We start from the raw sequence: 19,499 nt of genomic DNA, 5'->3' as shown, positions 1-19,499 counted from the left end.
TGCCTCGTGTGGGTGCACACTTGCGCCCCCGGGACCCCCGCCCCCCCGGCGCCCCCCCCCCGGGGCCCGCGGGGGGGGCGCCGGCCGGGCCCCGATCCGATGACGGTACGTCAGCCGGGAAGCCCCACGACCCGGTCGCCGGGCCGGAGGGCGGGAGCGCCGATCCGTACACCCGTGCCGCGCTCGTGGGGACCGGCCTGGACCGGTAGGACCGGGCGCGGCGCGGGGGCGACGGAGGTGTGCCGGGCGGCGGCCGCCAGCGAACGCCGGTCCGGCAGCGAATGCGCCGCGATGCGGGGGAACGCCGCCACCTCCGCGGTCAGGCCGCGGGCCGCGACCACCCGGCGCACCGAGTCCATCAGGGTGTCCTCGCCGAGGAACGCCGCGGCGGTGCTGGGCCGCCCGTCGGTGTACCGGTAGCGGACGAGCAGCGGCTGCACGTCTGCGCCGGCGTCCAGCGCGGCCTGGAACAGCGCCCGGCGGTACAGGCCTTCCTCACTGCCGCACCAGGTGCTGCCCTCGGGGAAGGCCACCACCGTCGCGCCCGAGCGCAGTGCCTCCGCGACCTCGGCCACCGTGTCCGGCAGCGAGCGGATCCGCTCGCGGTCGATGAAGATCGTGCGGCCGCGCACGCACAGCCGTCCGATCACCGGCCAGTCGCGGATCTCCCGCTTGGCGACGTTGCGGCCCGGGTGGACCGCAGCGATCAGCACGATGTCCAGCCACGACACGTGGTTGGAGACCACCAGCAGGCCGCGGCCCGGCTCGCGCGGCGCCGGCTCGGGCAACCGCACCCGGAGCCCGAAGGCCGTCACCACGGAGCGGGTCCACCGCCGGATCAGCCGCTCGCGCCCCGCCGGACCGCACAGCGCGCCGAGCGGCACCGACAGCACGACACCCACCAGCAGCACCACCAGCGCGGCGGTGTACCGCAGCAGCCGCCGGACCCGTCCCACCTCGGGACCGTCGCCGGTCACGCACTCCTGCGGGGTGCAGGGCGAGACCGGCGACCACCACGCCGCGGCCATCTCAGACCGACCCGATCGAGCCGAGGGCGCCGAAGTGGCGCAGGTAGCGCTCGTCCGTGCGTTCCAGCGAGAGCAGGATGAACAGGTCGGCGACGTTGAAGTCCGGGTCGTGGGCGGGCTCGCCGCACACCCAGGCGCCCAGTCGCAGGTAGCCGCGGAGCAGTGCGGGCAGCGCCGTACGGGCCGGTCGGGCGACGCCCGTCGGGTCCCAGGGGCGGTGCGGGGAGACCCGGTACTCCTCGGGGGCCAGGTTCTTGGCGGAGACCCGGTCCCACACGCCGGCCGCCGTCGAGCCGCCGTCGGCCAGCTCCACCGAGCAGCAGCCGGCGAGCCAGTTGTGACCGGTGGTGGCCATGTAGCGGGTGATGCCGCCCCACATCAGCGCGACGACGGCCCCGTCACGGTGGGCGGCGTGCACGCACGAGCGGCCCACCTCGACCGTGTCGTGCTGGATCGGCGCGAGCCGGGACAGGTCGAACTCGGACTCGGAGTAGGTGCGTCCGGCGCGGCGGGCGTTGGCGGGCGTGAGCAGCCGGTAGGTGCCGACGACCTCGCCGGTCGCGTCCTCCTTCACCAGCAGGTGGTCGCAGTAGGCGTCGAGGGCGTCGACGTCCAGGCCCGGCTCGGGGGTGTCCAGCACGGCCCCCATCTCCCCGGCGAACACCTGGTGCCGCAGACGCTGCGCGGCCCGCACCTCCGCCTCGTCCTGGGCGAGGCTCACCGAATAGCGGGGCCGGTCGGTCGGGGTGTCGACGACGGGGGCGAGTTCGTACGAAGCGGTCATGGCGCGATTCCCTGGTCAGGGGGACGGGGACACCCTTATCTGTCCCGTCGCGGCCTTGCTTCGGCGTGTCCTTGACGGAGCGCGCAGATGTGCGCTCGCTGAAGTGCCGGTGCCATGGGTCCGGGGGCCGCCCGCTTCACCCGGAAAGCGCGCCCAAGCGGCCTTCGAGCAGCAGCAGGAGCTCGCCCAGGATGCCCGCCAGTTCCTCGCGGCGGCCCTCCGGGAGCCCGGACAGCAGCCCCGTCTCGTAGGCGAGCTGCTCGGGCAGCACCCGGTCGACGAGCGCCAGTCCCTCCTCGGTCAGCCGCAGGTGGGAGACCCGGCGGTCACGGCCGTCCGGGCGGCGGGCGACCAGGCCGCGCTCCTCCAGCAGCTTGATCCGCTTGGTGACCGCGGCTCCCGAGGCGAAGGTCTCCCGGGCCAGCCGGCCCGGGGTCAGCTCGCCGCCGACGCGACGCAGCGCGATGAGGATGTCGTACTCCGGGCGGGTGAGGCCCTCGCGACCCAGGGGCGTCTCGGTGACCTGCTGCAGCAGGGCGGCGCAGCGGTTCAGCCTGCCGATCACCGCGACAGGCCCGAAGTCCAGGTCGGGGTAGACGTCCTGCCACTGGCGCAGCACCGTCGCGACGGCGTCCTCCACGCGAGTCGTCCTTCCTCCGTACGCCGGCGGCTCCGGCGGCGTCCGCATGATCGTACGCGTCGTCACGCCACGGTGACGGACCGGCCGTCGCCGCGCCGACCTGCCAGCGTCAGGTGCGCGCGTTCCTCCGCGGCGGCGATCCGCCGCTCCGGCAGGGACCGGCTCCACCACTCGCCGGCGGCGGTGTCGGCGGCCTCGCGCAGTTCCAGGAGGGCGGCCGACAACCGGGCCCCGCGGGCGGCGGGCGCGGCGAGTTCGTCCTCCAGGCCCCGCAGCGCGGCGGCCACCCGGTGGCCCACCCGCCGGTTCGGCACGGCGAAGCAGGCCAGCAGGCCGGCCGCGGCGCCGACGAGGGTGTCGAGCCAGCGGTCGGCGACCAGTTGGCCGGCGGGCTGCGCGCCCGTGAACTCGGTCATGACCATCGCCATCGGCGTCACGAAGGCGCTGGCGATCCAGTAATTGCGCGCGATGGTCGCCTCGGCCGCGAAGTTGCAGGCCAGCGCGGTCACGATCAGCGCCACGGCCCCGGTGGCCGTGACCGGCACCAGCACGGTGAACAGCAGCACGCCCAGGAGGTTGCCGAGCACCCGCTGCAGCGCACGGTGCCATGACAGGGTGGTGTTGGCCGCAAAGACCGCCGCGGCGGTCACCACGGCCCAGTACGGCCGGTCCACACCCAGTGCCATCGATCCCCACCCCGCCAGAACGCCGCCCAGCAGGACGCGCAGCCCGATCGGGAGGAGGTGCCGCAGGGCCGGCCGGTGCGGCCGCCCCGCCCGGTCGGCCCGGGTGACGGGCGAGGGGCCGAAGGCGCGTGCGGCGGGGCCCGGGTCGGGCAGGGTGCTTCGGGTCCGGCGCAGGGCGCGGGCCCACGCGGTGAGCCGGGCCGCGTCGGCCGGATCGGCGGCGTCGGACCGCGCCAGCAGCCGCTCCAGGCCTGCCCGGTGGGCGGTGTCCCCGGCCACGAGCAGCGCGTGCCGGGCGGTGTGCGCGGCCACGGTGGCCTCGTGCCGGCTGCCGGCCGTGTGCCCGTCGGTCAGCGTGCGGGCCCGGGCCTCCAGGGCCCGTGCGACGGCGGTGCGCTCCGGGGCGTACGGCCGCAGAAGCGCCGGGGCCATGCACACCAGCCAGGCGACGGCCCCGCCGAGCAGCGTCAGCCCGGTGTGGGCCGGCACCTGGCCGAGGGTCTGCGGGACGAAGGCGGCGCTCGCCGCCACGAAGGTGAGGATCACGTTCCCGGGCGGCCCGATCCGTGTCGCGTCGCAGACCACCTTGTGCACCGCCGCGAGCAGGGCCGCCACCGCCACCCGCACCGGCGCCGACTCCGTCAGCGCGGCGGTGGTCAGCGCCAGCCCCGTACCGGCCGACATGCCCAGGACGACCAGGGCGAGCGTCCGGGCCCGGGCCGCGAAGGGCAGCCCGTGCGCGTAGAGGGCGCACAGTCCGCCGCCCGCGGCGTACAGCACCAGGTCCAGCCGCCCGAGGGCCAGCAGTGTCACCTCGACCAGGCCCACGGCGACGACGACGCTGACGGCCCGGTGGCGCCAGAGGTCCTTCACGGAGCGGAGCCGGAAGACCCCGCGGACGGGCAGGGGGAAAGCGGACATATCAAAAAGCTTAGCAGATGTTTTCTTCGTGAAAGATTCTCCGATGGGGGGAGCGGCACGGACGCGGGGGGGGGGGCCCCGGGGGGGGGGGGGCGGGGGGGCCGGCCCGCGCCCCGTCCGCGGGGCGGTGGGCGGCGTCAGCCGCCGTACCGCACCAGGGTCAGGCGCCGGTCCGGCAGATGACCGGTGAGGGCGACCGTCGGGCCGTGCGAGAGCACCGCGGGGTCGGGCACGTCGGACGGCAGGGGGATCATCGGGGCGGTCCGGTCGGCGGCCCCGGGCTCGGGCGGGAACGGCGCGGCCGTCTCGATCAGGTTCTGGTAGTAGTCCAGCCACTTGGCGCGGTTCACCGACACCGCCGCCGTGATGCGGCCCTTGTAGCCGTAGACGACGACCAGCCGGGCCTCGCGCAGCGAGCCCTGGGCGACGACGACCTGGTCGGAGTAGGTGGGCACGCCCACCGACTTGATGTTGTGGCCGAACTGGCTGGACCAGAAGGTCGGCACCGCCAGGTGCGGCCGCCGGAACGGCCCCGCGCTGACCATGTTGTGCGCCGCCACCTCGGCCTGCGCGACCGCGTTGCCCCAGTGCTCCAGGGCGATCAGCTGGTAGCCGAAGAGCGGGTGCGGGAAGCGGGCCACGTCACCGGCGACGAACACGTCGTCGGTGACGATGCCGTACATGTTGAAGGCGCGGCAGCCGGCGTCGCAGGTCACGCCGCGCGGGCCCGCGGCCAGGCCCGACTCGGCCAGCCACTCGGTGTTGCGGACGGCGCCGAGGGCGACCACCGCCACGTCGGCCTCGACGGTGCTCCCGTCGGAGAGCCGGGCGCCGGTCAGCCGGCCGTCACCCTCCAGCGAGGAGACCTGCACCCCGCAGCGGAGGTCCACCCCGTGCCTGCGGTGCATCTCCGCGGCGACCGCGCCGAGCGTGCCGCCGAGCGCGCCCACCAGCGGTGCGGGGCCGCGCTCCACCACGGTCACGGGGATGTCCCGCTCCCGGCAGGCGGAGGCGATCTCCGAACCGGTGAACCCGGCGCCGATCACCAGCACGCGCCGGGGCCCGGCGTCCAGCCGTTCGGCGAGTCCGGCCGCGTCGTCGCTGGTCCGCAGCGCGAACACCCCGTCCAGGGCGGCCTCGGCGGGGTTCGGCCAGGGGCGGGCGCGGGTGCCGGTGGCGATCAGCAGGCGGTCGTACGGCAGTTCCTCGCCGTTCGCGAGGAAGACCCGCTTGCCGATCCCGTCGACCCCCGAGGCGGCGACGCCCAGCTTCCACTGCGCGTCCACCGGCCGGCGCGCGGGGAGCCCGGTGCCCGTCGCGGGCACCCGGCCCAGCAGCACCTGCTTGGACAACGGCGGCCGGTCGTACGGCGGGTGGGGCTCGTCGCCCACCAGGGTCAGCGAGCCCTCGAACCCCTCGTCGCGCAGCGTCTCGGCGGCCCGCAGACCGGCCAGGGACGCGCCGACGACGACGATGCGCCCGTCGCGCAGCTCACCGGACATCGGCACCCGCCGCCCCGCCCACGAGGATGGCCTGCACCGGGCACGCCACCGCGGCCCGGTGGACGCGCTCCTGCTGGTCCTCCGGGACGGCCGGGACGTACAGCAGCGCTTCCTCGCCGTGCAGCTCGAAGACCTCGGGCGCGAGGAACGCGCACTGCGCGTAGGCCTGGCAACGGTTGAGGTCGACCACGATGTTCATTCGCACCACTCCAGCCCCAGAGGCCCCCGCTCTCAGTGGTAGCACCGCCTCCGGGACCCCGCATGCGCTGTCGTTCTCACGGAATTTTGATGTTCCGTGAGTAACCTCCCTCCCCAGCACTCTCGGAACGAGCCGTGAAGGAGGAGGCAGCGGTGGTGCGCGGAGCGTATGTGCTGGCACGGGTGGCGGTCCTGGTGCGGGTGCCGGCGCGGTGGACGTGGTGGCTCGGGGTCGTGGCGGCGGGCGTCGGCGCCTTCGTGCCCGGACTGACCGGTCGCCGGATCGGGGTGCTGGGCGGGGCGGCGCTCTTCGTGGTCGCCGCGGTGGTGGCCTTCCTGGTGCGCCGGCGGCGCTACACGGCACTCGCGGATGCGGCCGAGCGCGCGCCCCGGGGGGTCTTCCTGCAGGACCGCCGGGTCACCGCGCGCGCCTGGGCCCGGGCCCGGCGCTGGTGGCTGCTGGGGGCGTTCGTGGTGGCCCTCGCGTCCGCTGCCGCCGCGCCCGCGGCGGCGGGGATGCTGCTCGCCGGTGCCGGGGCGGGGCTGTGGGCCAAGGCGGTGTGGCTCGGGCGCTGGGAGCGGGCGCACGAGACGCTGCTGTGGGTCCGGCCCGAGCACGCCGGACGCGGTCCCGCCGCCCCGTCCGTCCCCGGCTACGAGGCCACCGGGCCGGTGGCCGGCGACGCCGGTCCCGGCGGCTCCTCCCGCCGCCGTGCAGCGGCGGCCCGCTGAGCCGTCCGGGTGACGTCCGGGTGACGTCCGGGTGACCTCCGCCGCCGGGCGGCGCCGCCCGGGTCAGCCGCCGCTCTCCCGGACGAGGTCCTCCAGCGTCTGGGCGGGACGCAGGGTGCGGAAGGACGGGCCGGGCCCGGAGTAGCCGTGGACGGCGGGGCGGGGCAGCGAGTTGTACGCGAAGTGCGTCGAGAAGTAGTACGCGCCCGTGTCGGGCAGGGCCACCAGGTCGCCCTCCTCGAGCAGCGGCAGCTCGCGCGCCGTCGCGACGAGGTCGCCCGCGAAGCAGCACGGCCCGGCGACGTCCTGGACGACCGGGCGGCCGTTCTTGGGGCGCCCCTTCGGGTCGAGGGCCAGCACCCGCAGCGGCCAGGCGCCGGGCGCGAAGACGGTCCGCGTGGCGACCTGGGCGCCGGCGTGCGTCACGGCGATCGCGCGGCCCCCGGCGGTCTTGGCGTACTCCACGCGCGCCAGGATCGTGCCCTGCTTGGCCACCAGTGACCGCCCGAACTCCGTGACCATCGCGTACCGGCCGTCGAAGAGCCCGGGTACGGCGGCGCGGAGCGCGTCGGCGTAGGCGCGGAAGCCCGGCCGGACCTCGTCGGAGGCGAAGTTCACCGGCAGACCGCCGCCGATGTCGAGGGTGGTGACCTGCCGGCGCCCGGCCGCCGTGTTGATCCGCTCGGCGAGCTCGTACGCCGCGCGGACACCGGCCGCCATCAGCTCCAGGGGCACGCCCTGCGACCCGGTGTGGGTGTGCAGCCGGGTCAGCCAGGGCCGGTCGAGGTAGGCGCGGACCACCCAGTCCACCGCGCCCTCGTCGCGCAGGGCGACGCCGAACTTCGACGTGGCGGTGGCCGTGCTCATCGCCCCGATGCTGCCCGCGCCGACCTGGGGGTTGACCCGCAGACCCAGCGGGGCTGCGGTGGTGCCGGGCGGCACCAGCCGGTCCAGGCGCGCCAGTTCCTGCGGGTTGTCGGCGTTGAGGGCGATGCCGAGGGCCAGCGCCTCGCGCAGTTCGTCCGGGGTCTTGGCGGGGGAGTCCAGCACGATCCTTTCGGCGGGCACGCCCGCGGCCCGGGCCAGGGCGAGCTCGCCGGGGCTGGCGACCTCCGCGCCGATGCCCTCCTCGGACAGCAGCCGCAGCACCGGCACCAGCGAGGCCGCCTTGACCGCGAAGGTGTGCGTGACCTCCACCCCGGGTGTCGCGAAGGCCGCCCGCAGGTCGGCGGCGGCCGCCCGGACCCCGTCCAGGTCGAGCAGCCCCACCACGGGCCTGTCCGGGCCGACCAGTCCCCGCCCGACCGCCGCGCGCAGTGCCCGTTCCCGTCGTGCCGCAGCTTCCTCGGTCATACGGCCATCGTGTCAGGCCGGACCGGTGGGGGGTGGGCTTCCGCCGGTTGCGCGTGACGTCCGCACCGGGGTGCCGGAGGCTGCCTGCGGGTGGGCTGCCGCCCGGGCCCGATCCCGGTCCTGGGCCGCGGTCCGCCACGGCCGGTTCGGCAACGGCCCGTGTGGCAAGGCCCGGCGGGCCGGTCGCACGCCGTTCAGGGCGCGCTACTTCCGGTGGGGCTCTGCCCTCGCCGCTCTGTTCGTCTTTGGGACCGTCGCCGTCGTATCCGGTCCGGCCGGGGCGGACGCTCTGCCGGGAGGGCCGGGAGGGCCGGGAGGGCCGGATGGCGGGCCGCGGGTGGGCTGCCGCCCGGGTCCGATCCGGAGAGCCGCCCGGTGGGTACGAGCCGGCCGGGAGGGGAACGTGTCCGGGGCACGTCCCCGTGACAGGGGCGGCGAGGCACGGCGACCCGGTTGACTAGTGCTATTCAGCAGACCAGGATGTGAATGACTCAATCCAGTCGCGAGGAGGCAGGGGCATGACCGGAACCGGTGCCGGACCGAGGACCGTACGCGCACCGCGCGGCAGCGCGCTCACCGCGCAGGGCTGGCAGCAGGAAGCCGCACTGCGCATGCTGCAGAACAACCTCGACCCCGAGGTCGCCGAGCACCCCGAGAAGCTCGTCGTGTACGGCGGCACCGGCAAGGCCGCCCGCGACTGGCGGTCCTTCGACGCCATGGTGCGCACCCTCCAGGGCCTCAAGCAGGACGAGACGATGCTCGTCCAGTCCGGCCGCCCGGTCGGCGTGATGCAGACCCACGAGTGGGCGCCGCGGGTGCTCATCGCCAACTCCAACCTCGTCGGCGACTGGGCCACGTGGGAGGAGTTCCGCCGCCTGGAGGCGCTGGGCCTGACCATGTACGGCCAGATGACGGCCGGTTCGTGGATCTACATCGGTACCCAGGGCATCCTCCAGGGCACCTACGAGACCTTCGCCGCCGTCGCGGAGAAGAAGTTCGGCGGCAGCCTGGCCGGCACGATCACCCTCACCGCCGGTCTCGGCGGCATGGGCGGCGCCCAGCCGCTCGCCGTCACCATGAACGGCGGCGTCGTCATCTGCATCGACGTCGACCCGCGTGCCATCGAGCGCCGCATCGAGCACCGCTACCTGGACGTGCGCGCCGACTCCCTGGAGCACGCCCTCGCCCTCGCCACCGAGGCCCGCGACCAGCGTAAGCCGCTGAGCATCGGCGTCCTCGGCAACGCCGCCGAGCTGGTGCCGCAGCTGCTGGCCATGGGCGCGCCCGTCGACATCGTCACCGACCAGACCTCCGCCCACGACCCGCTGGCGTACCTGCCGATCGGCGTCGACTTCGAGGACATGGCCTCCTACGCCGCCGAGAAGCCCGCCGAGTTCACCCAGCGCGCCCGCGAGGCGATGGCGAAGCACGTCGAGGCGATGGTCGGCTTCATGGACGCCGGCGCCGAGGTCTTCGACTACGGCAACTCCATCCGCGGCGAGGCCCAGCTCGCGGGCTACGAGCGGGCGTTCGCCTTCCCCGGCTTCGTCCCGGCCTACATCCGCCCGCTGTTCTGCGAGGGCAAGGGCCCCTTCCGCTGGGCGGCGCTGTCCGGCGACCCGGCCGACATCGCCAAGACCGACAAGGCGATCCTGGAGCTCTTCCCGGAGAACGAGTCGCTGGCCCGCTGGATCAAGATGGCCGGTGAGCGCGTCCACTTCCAGGGCCTGCCGGCGCGCATCTGCTGGCTCGGCTACGGCGAGCGCGACAAGGCCGGCGAGCGCTTCAACGAGATGGTCGCCGACGGCACCCTGGCCGCCCCGGTCGTCATCGGCCGCGACCACCTGGACGCGGGCTCCGTCGCCTCCCCGTACCGCGAGACCGAGGCCATGCTCGACGGCTCGGACGCGATCGCCGACTGGCCGCTGCTCAACGCGATGGTCAACGTCGCCTCCGGCGCCTCATGGGTCTCCATCCACCACGGCGGCGGCGTCGGCATCGGCCGCTCGATCCACGCCGGCCAGGTCACCGTCGCCGACGGCACCAAGCTCGCGGGGGAGAAGATCCGCCGCGTGCTCACCAACGACCCGGGCATGGGTGTCATCCGGCACGTCGACGCCGGGTACGAGCGCGCCGAGGAGGTCGCCGCCGAGCGCGGTGTGCGGGTGCCCATGCGCGAGGGCGGCGAGGGCGCGGAAGGCGGGGAGGCGTGACCTCCTCGTTCCAGGAGATGTGGGCGGAGTTGCGGCCCGTCGGCCGCGACTCCGGCTCCGGCGGCTACCGCCGCTACGCCTGGACCGGCGCGGACGCCGACTGCCGCGCCTGGTTCCGGGCGCAGGCCGAGGGCCGGGGACTGACGTACGAGCTGGACCGCAACGGCAACCAGTGGGCGTGGCTCGGCGATCCCTCGGCCGGGGACGCCGTCGTCACCGGCTCGCACCTGGACTCGGTGCCCGACGGCGGAGCCTTCGACGGGCCGCTGGGCGTCGTGTCGTCCTTCGCCGCGCTGGACGAGCTGCGGGCCCGCGGCGCCGCCCCCGCCAAGCCGCTGGCGATCGTCAACTTCGGCGACGAGGAGGGCGCGCGCTTCGGGCTGGCCTGCGTCGGCTCCCGGCTGTCCGCCGGACAGCTGACCGCCGAGAAGGCCCACGCGCTGCGCGACGGCGACGGCGTCTCCCTGGCGCAGGCCATGGAGCGTGCCGGGCACGACCCGGAGGCCATCGGCGCGGACCCCGAACGCCTCGCCCGCATCGGCGCGTTCGTCGAGCTCCACGTCGAGCAGGGCCGCTTCCTGGCCGACACCCCGCACGCGGTCGGTGTCGCCTCCGCCATCTGGCCGCACGGCCGCTGGCGGTTCGACTTCCACGGCGAGGCCAACCACGCGGGCACCACCCGCCTGGAGGACCGCCGCGACCCGATGCTGACCTACGCCAACACGGTGCTCGCCGCCCGCAAGAAGGCGCGGCTGGCCGGGGCGCTGGCCACCTTCGGCAAGGTCGGCGTGGAGCCCAACGGGGTCAACGCCATCGCGTCCCTCGTCCGTGGCTGGCTGGACTCGCGGGCCGCCGACGAGGCCACCCTGGCCGAGGTCGTCGGCGAGATCGAGCGCGCGGCGGTCGAGCGGGGCGAGCGCGACGGGGTCCGGGTGGAGGTCACCCGGGAGTCGTTCACCCCGGTGGTGGAGTTCGCGCACGGCCTGCGCGACGAACTCGTCAAGCTGCTGGGTGAAGTGCCCGTGCTGCCGACCGGGGCGGGACACGACGCCGGGATCCTCTCGGAGGCCGTCCCGACCGCCATGCTGTTCGTACGGAACCCCACCGGGGTCTCGCACTCCCCGGCCGAGTCGGCCACCGAGGACGACTGCCTGGCCGGGGTGACCGCACTCGCCGACGTACTGGAGGGCCTGGCGTGTCGCTGACGCCGCAGAGCTATTGGGCCGAGTACGCGTGGACCGGCGGCCGTGTCGAGCGCGGCGTGGTCCTCGACACCGCCGCCGACGGCCGGATCGCCGCCGTCCGCACCGGGGCCGCCGCGCCGCCCGTCGGCGCGGTCACGCTGCGCGGGCTCACCCTGCCTGGCCTGGCCAACGCCCACAGCCACGCCTTCCACCGGGCCCTGCGCGGCACGGTGCAGCAGGGCAGCGGCACCTTCTGGACCTGGCGCGAGGTGATGTACCGGGTCGCGGCCGCGCTCACCCCCGACACCTACTTCGACCTGGCCCGCGCCGTGTACGCGGAGATGGCGCTGGCCGGCATCACCTGCGTCGGCGAGTTCCACTACGTCCACCACCGGCCCGGCGGCGCCCCCTACGACGAGCCCAACGCCATGGGCGAAGCGCTGATCGCCGCCGCGGCCGAGGCGGGCATCCGCATCACCCTCCTCGACACCGTCTACCTCTCCTCCGGCTTCGGGGCCGCCCCCGAACCGCACCAGCTGCGCTTCAGCGACGGCGACGCCGAGGCGTGGGCCGAGAGAGCGTCCGCCCTCGCCGACCGGCCGCACGCGCGGATCGGCGCGGCGGTCCACTCGGTGCGCGCGGTGCCCGCAGCCCAGCTGGCGACCGTGGCGCGCTGGGCCGAGGACCGCCAGGCGCCGCTGCACGTCCACCTGTCGGAGCAGCCCGCCGAGAACGAGGCCTGCCAGGCGGCGTACGGCGTCACCCCCACCCGGCTCCTCGCCGACCACGGGGTGCTCGGCCCCCGCACCTCGGCCGTGCACGCCACGCACCTCACCGACGAGGACGTCGCGCTGCTCGGCGGCTCCGGCACCACGGTGTGCATGTGCCCCACCACCGAACGGGACCTCGCCGACGGGATCGGCCCGGCGAAGCGGCTGCAGGAGGCGGGCAGCCCGCTCAGCCTCGGCAGCGACAGCCACGCCGTGATCGACCTGTTCGAGGAGGCGCGGGCCATGGAGCTGGACGAGCGGCTGCGCACCCGCACCCGCGGCCACTGGGCCGCCGCCCAGCTGCTGCGCGCCGCCACCACCGACGGCCACGCCTGCCTCGGCTGGGCCGACGCCGGGCGGCTGGAGGCGGGCGCGCTCGCCGACTTCACCACCATCGCGCTGGACAGCGCGCGCACCGCGGGACCCCCGGCCCGGCTCGGCGCCGAGACCGCCGTCTTCGCGGCCACCGGCGCCGACGTCCGCCACACGGTGGTCGGCGGCCGCCACGTCGTCCGCGACGGCGCGCACCAGCTCGTCCACGACGTGGGCGCGGCCCTGACCGCCGCGATCTCCGCCGTCCCCGCCGCCGAAGGAAACCCGTCATGAGCAGCAGCGTCATCACCAACATCGGCAGCCTGGTCACCAACGACCCGGCGCTCGGGGAGGGCCCGCTCGGGCTGCTGGAGGACGCGGCCGTCGTCATCGACGGCGAGCACGTGGCCTGGGTCGGCCCGTCCGCGGCGGCGCCCGCCGCGGACGAGTCGTACGACGCGGCCGGACGGGCCGTCCTCCCCGGCTTCGTCGACTCCCACTCGCACCTGGTCTTCGCCGGCGACCGCACCCGCGAGTTCAACGCCCGCATGTCCGGGCAGGCGTACACGGCGGGCGGCATCCGCACCACCGTCGCCGCCACCCGCGCGGCGAGCGACGAGGAGCTGCACGCCAACGTCGCCCGCTACGTGGCCGAGGCCCTGCGCCAGGGCACCACCACCATCGAGACCAAGTCCGGCTACGGCCTCACCCCGCACGACGAGGCCCGCGCCCTGCGCATCGCGGGCGACCACGCCGACGAGGTCACCTTCCTCGGCGCGCACATCGTCGCCCCCGAGTACGCGGACGACCCGGCCGGCTACGTCGACCTGGTGACCGGCCCCATGCTCGACGCCTGCGCCCCGTACGCCCGCTGGGTGGACGTCTTCTGCGAGCGCGGCGCCTTCGACGGCGACCAGGCGCGCGCGATCCTCACCGCCGGCGCCGCCCGCGGCCTGGTCCCGCGGGTGCACGCCAACCAGCTCGGCCACGGCCCGGGCGTGCAGCTCGCCGTGGAGCTGGAGGCGGCCTCCGCCGACCACTGCACCCACCTCACCGACGCCGACGTCGACGCGCTCGCGAACAGCCGCACGGTCGCGACACTGCTGCCCGGTGCCGAGTTCTCCACCCGCGCGGTCTACCCCGACGCGCGGCGGCTGATCGACGCGGGCGCGACGGTCGCGCTGTCCACGGACTGCAACCCCGGTTCCTCCTTCACCAGTTCCATGCCCTTCTGCGTGGCCGTCGCCGTACGGGACATGCGGATGACCCCCGACGAGGCGGTGCGGGCCGCGACCCTGGGCGGGGCGCTGGCGCTGCGCCGGGACGACGTCGGCCGGCTCGCGCCCGGCGCGCGGGCCGACGTGGTCCTGCTGGACGCCCCGTCGCACGTCCACCTCGCCTACCGGCCCGGTGTGCCGCTGGTGTCCGCCGTATGGCGGCGCGGGGTGCGCGAAGCGATCTGAGCCGCGCCGGACGCGTGCGGGCGCGGCCGTACCGGCCCCTGGGCGACTCCACCGGGATCCACGTCCCCGGCCAGTCCCGATCACACGGCGGGCCCGGTGAGAGAACTCTCACCGGGCCCGCCGCGCCGCGCCGTGCCGAAGGGGAGCGGGGTCACTCCTCCACGAGCAGCCCGCGCCGCAGACGCCCGAGGGTGCGGCTGAGCAGCCGTGACACGTGCATCTGGGAGATGCCCAGCTCGGCGCCGATCTCGGACTGTGTCATGTTGCCCACGAAGCGCAACGAGAGGATCTCCCGGTCGCGCGCCGGGAGCTCGGCGATCAGCGGCTTGAGGGACTCCACGTACTCGATCCCCTCCAGACCGTGGTCCTCGTAGCCGATGCGGTCGGCGAGCGCGCCCTCGGAGTCGTCCTCCTCGGGCTGGGCGTCCAGCGAGCTCGCGGTGTACGCGTTGCTCGCGCTCATGCCCTCGACGACCTCGGCCTCGGTGATCTGCAGCCGGTCGGCCAGCTCGGCGACGGTCGGCGCGCGGTCCAGTTGCTGCGCGAGCTCGTCACCCGCCTTGGCGAGGTCCAGCCGCAGCTCCTGCAGCCGCCGCGGGACCCGCACGGACCAGGAGGTGTCGCGGAAAAAGCGCTTGATCTCGCCGATGATGGTCGGCATCGCGAAGGTCGGGAACTCGACCCCGCGGCTCAGTTCGAAACGGTCGATGGCCTTGATCAGCCCGATCGTGCCGACCTGGATGATGTCCTCGACCGGCTCGCTGCGGGAGCGGAACCGGGAGGCCGCGAACTTCACCAGGGCGAGATTGAGCTCGACCAGGGTGTTGCGCACGTAGCTGTACTCATGGGTGCCCTCCTCCAGCGTCTCCAGCCGCTGGAAGAGCGTCTTGGACAGGGCCCGTGCGTCGACCGGACCCACTTCGTCGAAGGGCGGGATCTCCGGGAGGTCCTCCAGGCCCTCCGGTGTTCCGTGTTCCTCGTGGACGCTGGCCTCGGTGGTCGCCGACGCGTCAAGCGCGTCGAGCCGGGATCCCATGCTCTCCTCCTCGGTGCGGCGGCAGGGCAAGCGGAGCGTGAAATTCAGCCCACACTCAACGCCTACCCCGTTCGGCGCGGATATTGCAACCCGGCGGCCGTCGATCTCCGGACCGCTGCCCGGAGCGACTACCACCCAGGTCAGGAAGCGCGTAGGGTGCGAGGTGCGGATCGCCGATTCGTCCGGGAGGAGTGTGCATGGACCGCGAGATGGTCGACACGGCCGGGCGTGACCGGCTGCACGTTTCCGTGCAGCGGTACGGCACGAAGGCGGTCGTGGCGCCCGCGGGCGAGCTCGACCACCACACCGCCGACCTGCTGCGCGAGCCGCTCGACACCCTGATCGAGGACGGCTTCGGCACCCTCGTGGTCGACTGCACGCATCTGGAGTTCTGCGACTCCACCGGACTGAACGTCCTGCTCGGCACCCGGCTGAAGGCCGAGGCCGCGGGCGGTGCGGTCCATCTGGCCGGGATGAAGCCGGCCGTGGCCAAGGTCTTCGCCATCACCGGCGCCGAGGCCGTGTTCACCGTCCACGACACCCTGGACGACGCACTCAAGGAGTGACCCTCCGCGGCGGCTCCCCACCCGGGGCGCCGTGGCGCGCCCTGTTTCGTCCGCGTCCGGAGGTGTTCACCGGAGCGGCCCGGGCAGGAGAGACCTCGGGATCACTTCGGACACCGGCGGACATCGGTGAGTGGAGGCGCTGATGAGCACCACCCGGCCCCCTGCGGCCGACGACCGCGGCCCGGACCCGGGCGATGCGGCAGTGCCGCCGCGCGGTCGGGCCGGCCAGGACGGCGAGACGCGCCGGCTGTCGCTCGCCGACGTGGCCGGTGTGGTGCCCAGCGCCCGTGACTTCACCCGCCAGGCCCTCCACGACTGGGGCTGGCTGCCGGCCGACACCGCGGACCGCCGTGCGGCGGCCGAGGACGTCCTGCTGGTGGTGTCGGAGCTGGTGACCAACGCCTGCCTGCACGCGGGCGGCCCCGAGGAGCTGCGGCTGTTCCGGAACGCCAAGGCGCTGCGGCTGGAGGTCGCCGACGGCGGCGTCGGCAGCCCCGCCCCGCGCACCCCGCACCGGGCCGGACGGCCGGGCGGGCACGGGATGTTCATAGTGCAGAGGCTCTGCCTGGACTGGGGGGTCGTGCGCCATGCCGACGGCCGGCCGGGCAAGACGGTCTGGGCCGAGGTCGCAGCCCCCGCCTGAGCCGGATCCCTTCCCCTCTTTCCCTCACGGGCGTACTGTCGCGCCACATCTGATGGATCGTCAGTAACTTCTGGGGGAAGGGAGACATCTGGTGTCACTCCCCAAGCGCAAGGCGGCCGCGGTGTCGACCGCCGTCGCCGTCACGGCGGCAGCGGCCGTCCTCGGCAGCGCCCCGGCCGCGTACGCGAAGGTCGTGGACGTCAAGTACGACTGCAAGACCCCGATCGGCGACAAGAGCGCCGTCTCGCCCATCGACATCACCGCCACCAAGTCGGGGTCGGGCTACCGGATCGTGATGTCGTTCCGGAAGGGCGTCTCCTCCAGCCCGGTCGACCTGGGGAAGGGCGCCATGAACCCGAGCGCCCTCATCACCCTCGGCGGGGCCGACCGCGGGTCGCTCAAGGCCTCGGGCCCCGCGAACGCCGAGACCGTGCCCGCCAACACCCCGATCAAGATCAACGACCTGTCGGGCAGCTACGTCCCGCGCGGCAGCGGCAAGGTCACCTTCACCGCGGGGGTGCTCACCATCAAGGCCCTCGGCACGACGACGACCTGCACCCCGGGGAACGGCCCGGGGCCCTCGCTGACCCTCGACGTCACCGCGGCGGCCGGCTCCAAGGGCGGTTCCGCGTCGAGCGGTTCGGGTGGTTCCGGTGGTTCCGGCGGCCAGTCCCTGCCGCAGACCGGGCCCGAGGACGGTGCCGTCGCCCTCGGCACCCTCGGGGGAACCGTCCTGCTCCTGGGTGCGGCCGGTGTGCTGTGGCTGACCCGTCGTCCGGATACCCGAATCTGACGATCCGTCAAATTCGGTCAGGCTTTCGCATTGACTTCTCTTGATCGCCGGACGTCAATGACCGTCGTCGGTACAGAAAGGGACTCTGTGCCAGAAAAGTGATCAAGAGGTGCAAAATGATCGCGATTCCTCGAAAAGGCACCTTATGGAGACGGAGGTCCGCCGCCGTCCTCGGGGCGCTCGGCCTCGTGCTGGGCGGCGGGACCCTCCTTTCCGGGCCCGCCGCCGCGGCGACCTCCACCTTCCAGGTGCACTGCATACCGCCGGGAATCTCCGGCATCCCGCCGTTCGACGGGCCGACCGTCGCCGACATCTCGGTCAGCGACACGACCCCGCAGGTCGGCGACACGGTCACCGTCACCTATGTGCTGGACGGCCCCATGGCCAACACCAGTTCCTTCAACCTCCCCATCCCGGAGGACCAGATCACCCCGACCGTCAAGGTGAAGCTCGGCGGCGCGCAGACGCAGGAGCTCACCCTCGTCGGCCCCAAGGAGAACCCGGTCATCCCGGCCGGTGCCCAGTTCCCGAACTTCACCATCACCGGCACCTTCACGGTCACCGCACCCGGGCAGATCACCCTGACCCCGGGCGACTACAACGTCCACTCCGACTACGGCATCTCGGCCGACACCCCCTGCACCGTGCTCAACCCGCCCGCCCCCGTCGCCGAGACCATCACCGTCGCCGCGCCCAACGGCCGCCACATCGCGCTCGGTTCCACCTCCGGGCCGATAGGGGCGGACGTCACGGTCACCGGCACCGGCTTCACCGCCGGCGCCGCCGTGACCGTCGCGGGCGTCCAGGGCGCCGCCGCCACCGGTGAGTTCACCTCCGTCACCGCCGACGGCTCCGGTGCCTTCAGTGCGACGCTGACCGTCGGCGACCTCGACACCACCGGCATCGTCGCGTTCGAGGGCGGCGGGTACGACCCGGCGACCGCCGCCGGGCCGGTGCCGTACACCGTCATCGACACCACCCCGCCGCCGCCCGGCAGCCAGAAGCTCACCACCTCGGTGAAGGCGGGCACTCTGTCGATGACCCAGGCCGGGGACACCGTCGAGATGACCCCCGTCGACTTCGGCGAGGGCGGACCCTCCACGGGCGCGCTGCGCACCGTGACCGTCAAGGACTTCCGCGGCGGGAACACGGGCTGGTCGCTCACCGGCAAGGTCACCGACTTCAAGGGGCCCGGCGGCGCGCTCATCGGTGCCGACCGGCTCAGCTGGCAGCCCGTGTGCGTCGCGGCGTCCGGCAGCCCCAGCACCTGTGCGGCGGGCTCCGCCGGCGTCGTGGGCAGCGCGGGAGCGACGCTGGCCTCGGCGCCCGACGCGACCCTCACCGGCGGTGAGTTCGCCGTGGACGCGGGGCTGTCGCTGGACGTGCCCGCGTTCTCCGCCACGGGAAGCTACTCCGGAGTCTTGACCCTCACGCTTACCTGACGCACAGTCAGATAGCTCGGGTGGGCCGGCCGCGACCGGCCCACCCACGGACCGCGAGGGAGCGCCGCCATGACCAGAGCCAGGGCCGGAGTCAGGGCCGGAGCCAAGGCGTCCGGCGCGCTCCCGGCCGTCCTGTCCGTGCTCGGCGTCCTGTTCGCCCTGCTCGGCCTCGGCACGGCGGCCGCCCCCGCCGCCCTGGCCGCGGACAACGGCCGCTGGTCGGTCTTCCCGGCCCCGGCCGCCGGGGCGAAGGACCGCAGCCCCACCGCCCAGGAGCGGCCCTTCTTCACCCTGGAGGCCGACCCCGGCACCACGCTCCGGGACAAGGTCTCCGTCTCCAACCTCTCCGCCGAGCCGATGACCTTCCGGCTCTACGGCGCCGACGCCTACAACACCCCGCGCGACGGCGGCTTCGCCGTGCGCGGCGCCGACGAGAAGAACACCGACGTCGGCTCCTGGGTGCGGCTGGCCCGCAGCAGCATCACCATCCCCGCCCGCACCCGCGCCGACATCCCCTTCACCGTCACCGTCCCCGTCGACGCCTCGCCCGGCGACCACCCCGGCGCGATCGTCGCCCTCGACACCCGCGTCGGCACCGCCCCGGGCGACGTACGGGTCGGCATCCGCAGGGCCGTCGGGGCGCGCGTCTACCTGCGCGTCGCCGGCCCCGGCCTCGCCGCCCTGACCGTGGAGAACGTCAGCGCCGCCCACGGCGGCCCGCTGTTCCCCGGCACCGGCGACAGCCACGCCACGATCCGCTACACCCTCGTGAACCGGGGGAACGTCTCGCTCACCCCCCGGCTCGCCGTCACCGCGCGGGGCCTGTTCGGCCGCACCCTGCTGGACCGCCCGGCACGCACCCTGCCCCTGGAACTGCTGCCCGGCCAGCGCGTCGAGCTCAGCGAGCCCTGGGCGGGCGCTCCCCAGTTCGACCGGGTCACGGTGCGGCTGCGCGTCACCGCGGTGCGCGGCGACGTCGACGAGACCGGCGGCGCCTCGTTTCTCGCCGTGCCCTGGGCGGCCGTGGGCCTCGCGCTGGCGCTGCTCGGGGGCCTGGTCGCGCTGCTGGTGCGGATCCGCGCGCGGCGCCGGGCGGCGGAGACGGACCCGGCGGCGCAGGAGGATCCGTACGGGCCCGGCGGCACCGACCTCGCGGCCCGCGCGGGCGGCGGAACCGACGACCCCGACGACCCCGGCGCCACCGGGGCGACCGTCGGCGGCAGGACGGCGTGA

General features: G+C 74.6%; 18 protein-coding genes. 10 read left to right on the top strand and 8 right to left on the bottom strand.

Annotated features, from left to right (window positions below; translation table 11 throughout):
• Positions 1–110: 110 nt before the first annotated feature.
• The 6 genes from ACFW3D_RS05860 to ACFW3D_RS05835 form a co-directional block, all read right to left on the bottom strand.
• Complete coding sequence (locus ACFW3D_RS05860) at positions 111–977, bottom strand: lysophospholipid acyltransferase family protein (RefSeq protein WP_500501788.1); 867 nt, start codon at positions 975–977, stop codon at positions 111–113.
• 52 nt (positions 978–1,029) lie between these two features.
• Complete coding sequence (locus ACFW3D_RS05855; RefSeq protein WP_500501785.1) at positions 1,030–1,812, bottom strand: GNAT family N-acetyltransferase; 783 nt, start codon at positions 1,810–1,812, stop codon at positions 1,030–1,032.
• Between the two features lie 136 nt (positions 1,813–1,948).
• Positions 1,949–2,500: a MarR family winged helix-turn-helix transcriptional regulator gene (locus ACFW3D_RS05850; protein WP_500502155.1), complete on the bottom strand. Its 552-nt coding sequence runs from the start codon at positions 2,498–2,500 to the stop codon at positions 1,949–1,951.
• A 14-nt stretch (positions 2,501–2,514) separates the two neighbouring features.
• Complete coding sequence (locus ACFW3D_RS05845; protein WP_500501782.1) at positions 2,515–4,059, bottom strand: FUSC family protein; 1,545 nt, start codon at positions 4,057–4,059, stop codon at positions 2,515–2,517.
• Between the two features lie 137 nt (positions 4,060–4,196).
• A complete protein-coding gene (locus ACFW3D_RS05840; RefSeq protein ID WP_500501779.1) occupies positions 4,197–5,561 on the bottom strand; it encodes an NAD(P)/FAD-dependent oxidoreductase in 1,365 nt (454 codons plus the stop codon).
• Entirely contained in the window at positions 5,551–5,760 is a 210-nt protein-coding gene (locus ACFW3D_RS05835) for a ferredoxin (RefSeq protein ID WP_089222253.1), read from the bottom strand. The genes ACFW3D_RS05840 and ACFW3D_RS05835 overlap by 11 nt, the downstream gene beginning before the upstream one ends.
• A 152-nt stretch (positions 5,761–5,912) precedes the next feature.
• On the opposite strand from ACFW3D_RS05835, the gene ACFW3D_RS05830 reads away from it, so the two are divergent.
• On the top strand, positions 5,913–6,491 hold the full coding sequence (locus ACFW3D_RS05830) for a hypothetical protein (RefSeq protein WP_500501777.1): 579 nt from the start codon (positions 5,913–5,915) through the stop codon (positions 6,489–6,491).
• A gap of 63 nt (positions 6,492–6,554) precedes the next feature.
• Here the strand turns inward: ACFW3D_RS05830 and ACFW3D_RS05825 are convergent, their stop codons facing one another.
• The gene (locus tag ACFW3D_RS05825) at positions 6,555–7,844 is read right to left on the bottom strand and encodes a type III PLP-dependent enzyme domain-containing protein (RefSeq protein WP_500501775.1); all 1,290 of its coding nucleotides are present in this window, start codon (positions 7,842–7,844) and stop codon (positions 6,555–6,557) included.
• 518 nt (positions 7,845–8,362) lie between these two features.
• On the opposite strand from ACFW3D_RS05825, the gene hutU reads away from it, so the two are divergent.
• Genes hutU through hutI form a run of 4 tightly spaced genes read left to right on the top strand, consistent with a single transcriptional unit; the run spans position 8,363 to position 13,786 of the window.
• Positions 8,363–10,057, top strand: a complete 1,695-nt coding sequence (gene hutU / locus ACFW3D_RS05820; protein ID WP_500501773.1) for a urocanate hydratase — start codon at positions 8,363–8,365, stop codon at positions 10,055–10,057.
• Entirely contained in the window at positions 10,054–11,262 is a 1,209-nt protein-coding gene (locus ACFW3D_RS05815; protein WP_500501770.1) for an allantoate amidohydrolase, read from the top strand. The genes hutU and ACFW3D_RS05815 overlap by 4 nt, the downstream gene beginning before the upstream one ends.
• On the top strand, positions 11,259–12,617 hold the full coding sequence (locus tag ACFW3D_RS05810) for a formimidoylglutamate deiminase (RefSeq protein WP_500502153.1): 1,359 nt from the start codon (positions 11,259–11,261) through the stop codon (positions 12,615–12,617). Before ACFW3D_RS05815 ends, ACFW3D_RS05810 begins: the two co-directional genes overlap by 4 nt.
• Positions 12,614–13,786, top strand: coding sequence for an imidazolonepropionase (gene hutI, locus ACFW3D_RS05805; RefSeq protein WP_500501767.1), 1,173 nt, complete (start codon positions 12,614–12,616; stop codon positions 13,784–13,786). The genes ACFW3D_RS05810 and hutI overlap by 4 nt, the downstream gene beginning before the upstream one ends.
• A gap of 151 nt (positions 13,787–13,937) precedes the next feature.
• Here the strand turns inward: hutI and ACFW3D_RS05800 are convergent, their stop codons facing one another.
• The gene (locus ACFW3D_RS05800) at positions 13,938–14,822 is read right to left on the bottom strand and encodes an RNA polymerase sigma factor SigF (protein ID WP_500501764.1); all 885 of its coding nucleotides are present in this window, start codon (positions 14,820–14,822) and stop codon (positions 13,938–13,940) included.
• A 197-nt stretch (positions 14,823–15,019) separates the two neighbouring features.
• Here ACFW3D_RS05800 and ACFW3D_RS05795 point away from each other — a divergent pair, with 197 nt between their 5' ends.
• From ACFW3D_RS05795 to ACFW3D_RS05775, 5 genes are all read left to right on the top strand, one after another.
• A complete protein-coding gene (locus ACFW3D_RS05795) occupies positions 15,020–15,388 on the top strand; it encodes an STAS domain-containing protein (RefSeq protein WP_499512192.1) in 369 nt (122 codons plus the stop codon).
• A gap of 142 nt (positions 15,389–15,530) precedes the next feature.
• The gene (locus ACFW3D_RS05790; RefSeq protein WP_500501762.1) at positions 15,531–16,031 is read left to right on the top strand and encodes an ATP-binding protein; all 501 of its coding nucleotides are present in this window, start codon (positions 15,531–15,533) and stop codon (positions 16,029–16,031) included.
• Between the two features lie 91 nt (positions 16,032–16,122).
• Complete coding sequence (locus ACFW3D_RS05785; RefSeq protein WP_500501760.1) at positions 16,123–16,824, top strand: LPXTG cell wall anchor domain-containing protein; 702 nt, start codon at positions 16,123–16,125, stop codon at positions 16,822–16,824.
• A gap of 116 nt (positions 16,825–16,940) precedes the next feature.
• Complete coding sequence (locus ACFW3D_RS05780) at positions 16,941–18,266, top strand: beta-xylosidase (RefSeq protein WP_500501757.1); 1,326 nt, start codon at positions 16,941–16,943, stop codon at positions 18,264–18,266.
• A 69-nt stretch (positions 18,267–18,335) separates the two neighbouring features.
• Positions 18,336–19,499: a DUF916 domain-containing protein gene (locus tag ACFW3D_RS05775; protein WP_500501755.1), complete on the top strand. Its 1,164-nt coding sequence runs from the start codon at positions 18,336–18,338 to the stop codon at positions 19,497–19,499.

Origin of the sequence: Streptomyces sp. NPDC058864 (assembly GCF_042742985.1) — a bacterium.
In the GTDB taxonomy this organism is placed as follows: domain Bacteria; phylum Actinomycetota; class Actinomycetes; order Streptomycetales; family Streptomycetaceae; genus Actinacidiphila.
This window is presented reverse-complemented; position numbering and strand designations above follow the sequence as displayed.

Excerpts from the sequence above, each read along its gene's own strand:
- ACFW3D_RS05855 (WP_500501785.1), bottom strand. The coding sequence starts at position 1,812 with ATGACCGCTTCGTACGAACTCGCCCCCGTCGTCGACACCCCGACCGAC.
- ACFW3D_RS05850 (WP_500502155.1), bottom strand. The coding sequence starts at position 2,500 with ATGCGGACGCCGCCGGAGCCGCCGGCGTACGGAGGAAGGACGACTCGC.
- ACFW3D_RS05845 (WP_500501782.1), bottom strand. The coding sequence starts at position 4,059 with ATGTCCGCTTTCCCCCTGCCCGTCCGCGGGGTCTTCCGGCTCCGCTCC.
- ACFW3D_RS05840 (WP_500501779.1), bottom strand. The coding sequence starts at position 5,561 with ATGTCCGGTGAGCTGCGCGACGGGCGCATCGTCGTCGTCGGCGCGTCC.
- ACFW3D_RS05835 (WP_089222253.1), bottom strand. The coding sequence starts at position 5,760 with ATGAACATCGTGGTCGACCTCAACCGTTGCCAGGCCTACGCGCAGTGC.
- ACFW3D_RS05825 (WP_500501775.1), bottom strand. The coding sequence starts at position 7,844 with ATGACCGAGGAAGCTGCGGCACGACGGGAACGGGCACTGCGCGCGGCG.
- hutU (WP_500501773.1), top strand. The coding sequence starts at position 8,363 with ATGACCGGAACCGGTGCCGGACCGAGGACCGTACGCGCACCGCGCGGC.
- hutI (WP_500501767.1), top strand. The coding sequence starts at position 12,614 with ATGAGCAGCAGCGTCATCACCAACATCGGCAGCCTGGTCACCAACGAC.
- ACFW3D_RS05800 (WP_500501764.1), bottom strand. The coding sequence starts at position 14,822 with ATGGGATCCCGGCTCGACGCGCTTGACGCGTCGGCGACCACCGAGGCC.
- ACFW3D_RS05795 (WP_499512192.1), top strand. The coding sequence starts at position 15,020 with ATGGACCGCGAGATGGTCGACACGGCCGGGCGTGACCGGCTGCACGTT.
- ACFW3D_RS05790 (WP_500501762.1), top strand. The coding sequence starts at position 15,531 with ATGAGCACCACCCGGCCCCCTGCGGCCGACGACCGCGGCCCGGACCCG.
- ACFW3D_RS05780 (WP_500501757.1), top strand. The coding sequence starts at position 16,941 with ATGATCGCGATTCCTCGAAAAGGCACCTTATGGAGACGGAGGTCCGCC.
- ACFW3D_RS05775 (WP_500501755.1), top strand. The coding sequence starts at position 18,336 with ATGACCAGAGCCAGGGCCGGAGTCAGGGCCGGAGCCAAGGCGTCCGGC.